The following is a 6,616-nucleotide window of genomic DNA, read 5'->3' on the forward strand; positions in this document are numbered from 1 at the left end:
AAGCGGAAAGAGACAAGACCGAAAAAAGTTATTGCAAATCTGCCACCACGTGGCATAATTGCTGCCATGTATACACGGGGTTTAAGTACTAAATTGGTTGCGGCGCTCACGGATACGCCGGTGATACTGGTGAATGGCGCGCGCCAGAGCGGAAAAACCACGCTCGTGCAGAAAATTGTCGCCGATCGTCCGGGCGCCGTCTACCGTACGCTTGACGATGCCGCAACGCTGGCCGCAGCCGTCGCGGACCCGGTCGGTTTCGTTCGCCAACCCGCCGAACTGCTGATCGTGGACGAAGTTCAGCATGTCCCCGCACTCTTTCCGGCCATCAAGCTGGAAGTGGATCGGAACCGCCGACCGGGACGATACCTCCTGACCGGTTCGGCAAATGTTCTGTTGCTCCCCAAACTTTCGGAATCGCTGGCTGGCCGCATGGAGATCCTCACCTTGGAACCGTTGGCCCAGGCGGAGATTGCGAACGTGATGGACAATGTGCCGCAACGGCTCTTTGCGGGAGAAGGTCCGGCGGAGATGGCGTGGGCCGGGAAAGAACGGGATCTGACAGACCGCGTGGTGACAGGTGGCTATCCCGAGGCGTTGGCTCGTGCCAATCCGACCCGGCGTGCGGCCTGGTTCGGCTCCTATCTTACGGCGATCCTGCAACGGGATGTGCGTGATCTGGCGAACATCGAGGGACTGACGGAGATGCCGCGTCTGCTGTCGTTGCTTGCCACGCGCACGGCAGGCCTTCTCAATGTCGCCGAACTCTCGCGCGATGCCGGCATCTCTCACAATACGCTGAAGCGGTATCTCGCGTTGTTGCAGGCCACGTTCCTGATCCGGCTGTTGCCGACATGGTCACGCAACTCAGGCAAGCGTTTCACCAAGGCGCCCAAACTTCATCTCAATGACGCGGGGCTAGCCTGTCACCTGCTGGGGATCGACGCCGCCCGGTTAGCAGGCCATCCCTCCCACTGGGGGAGACTGGTCGAGACGTTTGTTGTGGACGAACTGTTGCGGCAAGCGACATGGTCCCCTTTTCCCGTGCAAGCCAGTCACTTCCGGCTGGCAACCGGGCAGGAAGTGGACCTCGTGCTGGAAGATGGTCGCGGGCGTGTTGTCGGCGTGGAAGTGAAAGCCTCCGCAACCCTGCGAGGGGAGGATCTAAACGGACTCAAAGCCCTGGCTGCATTGAGCGGTGACGCCTGGGTGGGCGGGGTTGTTTTCTATGGCGGAGACACCCCTCTGCCTTTCGGGACGGGATTGCAGGCGTGGCCGATCACCTCGCTCTGGACGGGGAAGAATCCCTGATCCGACCCATTGGCTGTGGCGCGGCCAATGGATGAGAAACGTCCAACACCCAACGTCAACCACCACAGAAGGCACAACAATCACAAAACGCTTTTGTGTCTTTTGTGCTTTTTGTGGCCATCCAAAAAAGGGATGAACCCCGCAAGGGACGGGCCTTTCCATCGCGGCAAGGGACGGGCCTTTCCATCGCGGCGTCCCCGCCGCGCCGCAGGCCAATGATAAAAGCAAATCGGATCAGCGCAAGTCGCCCATTCGCGCTTTCCCTGTGACATCCGCCATGCACCTTCGGCGCGGCGGGACGCCGCTGCCCTACCCATGAGCGTTGGGTGTGGGGTGTTGGTTCAAAGGCTCACTATCCTGCGGCGAAGCGCAAGACCTCATCCACCGTGCTTTCTCCGGATGCCGCCCGCTGTATGCCTTCCGCCGTGAAGGGGATCATGCCCTGCGTGATCGCGAGCGTCCGCAATTTTTCCGCTGTCGCATTATGAACCAAAGCGTCCTCCAGTTCGGGGGTCATCTCCAGTGCCTCGGCAATGACCGTCCGACCGCGGTATCCCGTTCGCCCGCATGCCGGACAACCCACGGGGTCCCGGAAGTTCTTTGTAAGCGCGTCCCAATCCAAGCCGCCCTCACGCGCAATCTGCTCGGCCCGCTCCAGTCTCCATGCGGACAGTTCTGCGGGTCGGCTGCACTTGGGGCAAAGCTTGCGGATCAGGCGTTGAGCTACCACGAGCCGAGTGGTATCGCCCACGAAGAACGGCCGGCTGCCGATGTCCACCATACGCCGCAGAGCGGCGACGGCATCCTGGGTGTGCAGACAAGTCAGGACCCTGTGTCCGGTCAACGCGCATTGTTGCGCCAACTCCAATGTCTCCAGATCTCGAATTTCTCCGATCAGGAACACGTTCGCGGCCGCGCGCATGGTTGCACGCAGCGAGGATGCAAAAGTCATGCCGATCGACGGGCGTACTTGCATTTGCGCAACACCCGGCACCAGGCATTCGATGGGATCTTCTTCGATTGTAATGATCTTGACGTCGGGCGATGCCAGGCGTTTGAGACAGGCATAAAGCGCGGTCGTCTTGCCGCATCCCATGGGTCCCGTCAAGACAACCATGCCGAAGTGTGCGGTCAGTGCCCGTTCCAGCTTGGTCTTCACTGGCAGGAGGTATCCTAATCGATCCAGATCCGGCACCACCTCGCTCATGGAAAGCAAGCGCACCGTGAGCGATTCGCCCAGACGAAGCGGAAGAAAACTAATCCGCAGGTCGCAGTCCTGTTCCCGGATTTTCGCGACGATGCGCCCATCCTGCGGCAGTTGGCTCTCGCGAACATCGCAGTTGGCTAGTCGCTTCCAACGCGTGATGACAGGGGCCAAGAGACGCGGATCGATGGTTGCCACCCGTTGCAGCACGCCGCCGACGCGATACCGGAGTTCAACGGTCGGCTGCTTTCCCGCCTGGTCGAGCGTCGGGATGATGTGATAGTCACTCGCCTTGAGTACCACGCCCAGGAGCATCATGGCACTGACCGCTTGAGCAACCTTGTCCCCCTCAGCCAACGGCTGACCCGCAGAGATCCCGCATTGAGTCAGACGCTCGTTCAGGGCGCCAAGCAGTGGGTTGATATCGGCGTTCAATTCCGTTATAGGGTCCTGTCCTTTGAGAAATCGGTCGATCTCCTTTCGGGGAAATCGCCACTGACGTCCTGCCTTCACGCCCTGAATCTTCCCCGCCCGCAACCATCTGAGAACCGTGGGACGACTGGTTCTCAGCAAATCGACAGCCTGGTTCATGTCCAGCAGGTCGTCTCCGCAGGTCGCACGTGTATCGGATTTTTTCTCTTCTCCACCCCGGTTCAACACTCGCGTTTGCCTCTTCTTCATAATCGCCAGCCTTTCCTTTTGAGTTAACTTCCGGTTTTATTTCCACCATGCCCTTGTATGTCCATAAGATAGCATGGACGTTATGATATATCAACGACTATTTTGGGAGATGATCCCATCGGCGTCGGGGTCGGTATCGGTATCGATAAAACCAACGGAAATTCGACCCCGGTTCCGATACCGACCCCGACCCCGATGACCCAATCGCCTCATAATTAGAATTGCCTCTTGACGTTGGCCCGATGTTTCTGTATATAGAAACACTCAAACAAGGGGCATTCCCTTGATGAAGGGCACACGATCATGATTTTAGAGACGTTTCCCACCCGCGAATTGTTCTGCGATGCGGCGCGGAAGGCCACGGTCATTCCGGTCGGCACGCGCATTCTGGCCGACACCGAGACCCCGGTCTCGGTGGTCGCCCGGTTTGCCGATAGCGCCGATCCTCTGTTCCTGCTCGAGTCGGCCGAAGGCGGCGAGCGGTGGGGCCGTTTCAGCTTCGTCGGCATCTCCGCGCGCACCCACGTCGCGGTCTTTCGAGACGATGTGGTGGTCCGTCAGGGTTTTGCAGAAACCCGCACGCCCCACGCCGGCCAGCCGATGGCTGTGCTCCGCGCGCTGATGAAGGATTACACGCTGGCCGATCTTCCCGGGCTGCCGCGCTTCTGCGGCGGACTCGTCGGCTATCTGGCCTACGAGATGGCGCATTTTTTCGAGCCGCGGATCCCCAACCGCCTGCCGGCCGAGAAACCGCTCGCTCAGTTCGTCTTGCCCGACACGCTGCTGGTGTTTGACAACGTCACCCACACCCTCACCGTGCTGGCTCTGGCCTTCACCGCCGACGGCGGCGAGCCCGGGGTGCTCCACGACGCGGCCCGCGCGCGCGTTGACGAGATCCTGGCCATCCTCGCGCGCCCCCTGCCGCCGGCCACCCACCCGCGCAAGCCCGCCAAGCGGATCGTGCCCCTCCCCACCCGCCCCGAACAGGAGTTTCGCGACAATGTCTTGCGCGTCAAGCAGCACATCCTCGACGGCGACGTCATCCAGTGCGTCCTCTCACAGAGCTTCGCCTGCGCCGCGCCCGACGACGTGATGGGCCTCTACCGCGCCCAGCGCTTCATCAACCCGTCGCCCTACCTCTTTTTGCTGAAGTTCGGCGGCCTGTCCCTGGTGGGGTCCTCGCCCGAGGTCATGATCCGCCTCGAACACCGCACCGCCACCCTCCGTCCGATCGCCGGCACCCGGCCGCGCGGAACGACCGAGCAAGAGGACCGTTCCCTCGCCGACGATCTGCTGCAGGATGAGAAGGAGCGCGCCGAACACCTCATGCTCGTGGACCTCGGCCGCAATGAACTGGGCCGCGTCGCCATTCCCGGCAGCGTGCAGGTCACCGACCTGATGGTGGTCGAACGCTATTCGCATGTCATGCACCTGGTCTCGAACATCACCGCCGATCTGGAACCGGGCCACGACGCCTTCGATCTCCTGCCCGCCGCCTTTCCTGCGGGCACCCTGTCGGGCGCGCCAAAGGTCCGAGCCATGGAGCTGATCGCCGAGATCGAGCACGAGCCGCGCGGTCCCTACGGCGGAGCGGTCGGCTACATCGCCTTCGGCGGCAACATGGATTTTGCCATCTGCATCCGCACCGCCGTGATCGAGCATGGCCGCCTCACGGTCCGCGCAGGCGCAGGCCTCGTCGCCGACTCCGATCCCGAACGCGAGCGGCTGGAGACCGTCAACAAAGCCCGTTCGGTCGCCCGCGCCCTCGAACTCATGAGCCTGTAAACCGGGAGAGCCCCATGATTCTGATGATCGACAACTACGATTCGTTCACCTACAACATCGTGCAGTACCTGCGCGAGATGGGTGCCAACCTCCGGGTCGTTCGCAACGATGCCGTCACCCTCGCCGACGTCGCCGCCCTGGCGCCTGAGGCGCTCATCATCTCGCCCGGCCCCGGCCGCCCCGAAGATGCCGGCATCTCGTGCGACCTGATTCGCGCCTGCTCGGGGCGCATCCCGATCCTGGGCGTCTGCCTCGGCCATCAGGCGATCGGACGGGTCTTTGGCGGCACCATCGTCCACGCCAAGCGCCTGATGCACGGCAAGGTTTCGGAGGTCACCTCCGATGGCAAGGGTCTTTTCGATGGACTCGGGACCCGCCCCTTCAAGGCGATGCGCTACCACTCCCTCGCCATTGACCGCGCCACCCTGCCCGCCGACCTCATCATCACGGCCGAAGCCGAAGACGGCGAGATCATGGGCGTGCGTCACCTCACGCACGCCACCGAGGGGATCCAGTTCCACCCCGAGTCGATCATGACCGCCGTGGGCAAGCGGATCCTCCGCAATTTCCTCAAGTCCACCACCCGCAGCGGAACGTGAGGCGCGGGACGGGTGGCCTGCAGAAGCCGAGCCTCGTGATCGCGCCCCTGCTTGTCAGTCGCCGTACACCTCGAACTCGAGCAGCCGACACTCGATCGGACCGTTGAAGACGGGTTGAAGGCTGGAAGCCTTGAGGCCGATCTTGACCGAGAGGGTGCGGTTACCGGCGAGGATGAACGTGCGCCAGCCGGCACAGCGGGCGCGGATGAACGCGCCGATGCGGACATACAGCGGTTCAAGCTCCTCGACCGTGCCCAGCCGCTCGCCGTATTCGGGGTTCATGAAAAGAATGCCGGCGGTTGCGGGCATCGGGGTGTCGGCAAAATCGCACACGGAGAAGCGAATCATGTCGCGCACCCCCGCCATCCCCGCGTTCGCTTCGGCGCCATGCACGGCGTCGGGGTTGATATCGGTGGCGATGATCATCGGCAGACCCTCGGTCTTCTCTTGGGCGCGCGCATGGGTGACAAGCACGTGCCAGGCGGAGGCGGGCTTGAGGCCGCGGGGCGGCAGAGCCGATGCCGACGCGAGCTTGACGGTGCCGTCGGCCTGCGGCAGCCACGCGCCTCGGGACAATTGCTTGCGCGCTTGAGCGGCGTCATCCCGGTCCCCGAACCCCTTGAGCGCCATGAAGGCGAAATGGTTGCGGAAGGAGCCCGGCGCGCGGCGGCGGGCGATCAGGGCGGCCTCGATCGCAGGCGTGCCGCTGCCGCACATCGGGACGACGAACGGCGTGTCGGCCTTCCATCCCGAAGCGATGATGCAGCCTGCGGCGAGCGCCTCCTGCATCGGCGCCGCACCGGGCTGCAAGCGGTAGCCGCGCCGACTCAGGGGCTCGCCCGTGGTGTCAATGCAGATGCGCAGGTCGTCCTCGCGCCAATAGATAAAGACCGCAGCTCCCTCAAAGGTATTGTCTGAATCGGGCCGGCTGCCGCGTGCGCGGCGGAAGCGGTCGGCGATGGCGTCCTTGGCCTTGAGCGCAGGCATGCGGGTGTCTCGGATGCTGGGCACGTCCAGCACGTACGCGCCGACGGAG

At 62.9% G+C, this 6,616-nt stretch carries 5 protein-coding genes; 3 read left to right on the forward strand and 2 right to left on the reverse strand.

The annotated features are described in order from the left end of the window. Positions 1-66: 66 nt before the first annotated feature. Positions 67-1,311 carry an ATP-binding protein gene (locus FJ222_05555; GenBank protein MBM4163889.1) on the forward strand — a complete coding sequence of 415 codons (1,245 nt, stop codon included), beginning with the start codon at positions 67-69 and terminating at the stop codon, positions 1,309-1,311. 352 nt (positions 1,312-1,663) lie between these two features. On the opposite strand, the gene FJ222_05560 is transcribed toward FJ222_05555, so the two are convergent. Further along, positions 1,664-3,196, reverse strand: a complete 1,533-nt coding sequence (locus FJ222_05560) for a helix-turn-helix domain-containing protein (protein MBM4163890.1) — start codon at positions 3,194-3,196, stop codon at positions 1,664-1,666. A gap of 303 nt (positions 3,197-3,499) precedes the next feature. Between FJ222_05560 and FJ222_05565 the strand changes: the two genes are divergently transcribed. Both FJ222_05565 and FJ222_05570 read left to right on the forward strand, forming a co-directional pair. Next, complete coding sequence (locus tag FJ222_05565) at positions 3,500-4,981, forward strand: anthranilate synthase component I (protein ID MBM4163891.1); 1,482 nt, start codon at positions 3,500-3,502, stop codon at positions 4,979-4,981. A 14-nt stretch (positions 4,982-4,995) separates the two neighbouring features. Next, on the forward strand, positions 4,996-5,580 hold the full coding sequence (locus FJ222_05570; GenBank protein ID MBM4163892.1) for an aminodeoxychorismate/anthranilate synthase component II: 585 nt from the start codon (positions 4,996-4,998) through the stop codon (positions 5,578-5,580). 54 nt (positions 5,581-5,634) lie between these two features. Here the strand turns inward: FJ222_05570 and FJ222_05575 are convergent. Next, a partial coding sequence (locus FJ222_05575) for a hypothetical protein (GenBank protein MBM4163893.1) occupies positions 5,635-6,616 on the reverse strand: 982 nt, incomplete at its 5' end.

This window comes from Lentisphaerota bacterium, assembly GCA_016873675.1.
Taxonomy (GTDB): Bacteria; Verrucomicrobiota; Kiritimatiellia; order RFP12; family JAAYNR01; genus VGWG01.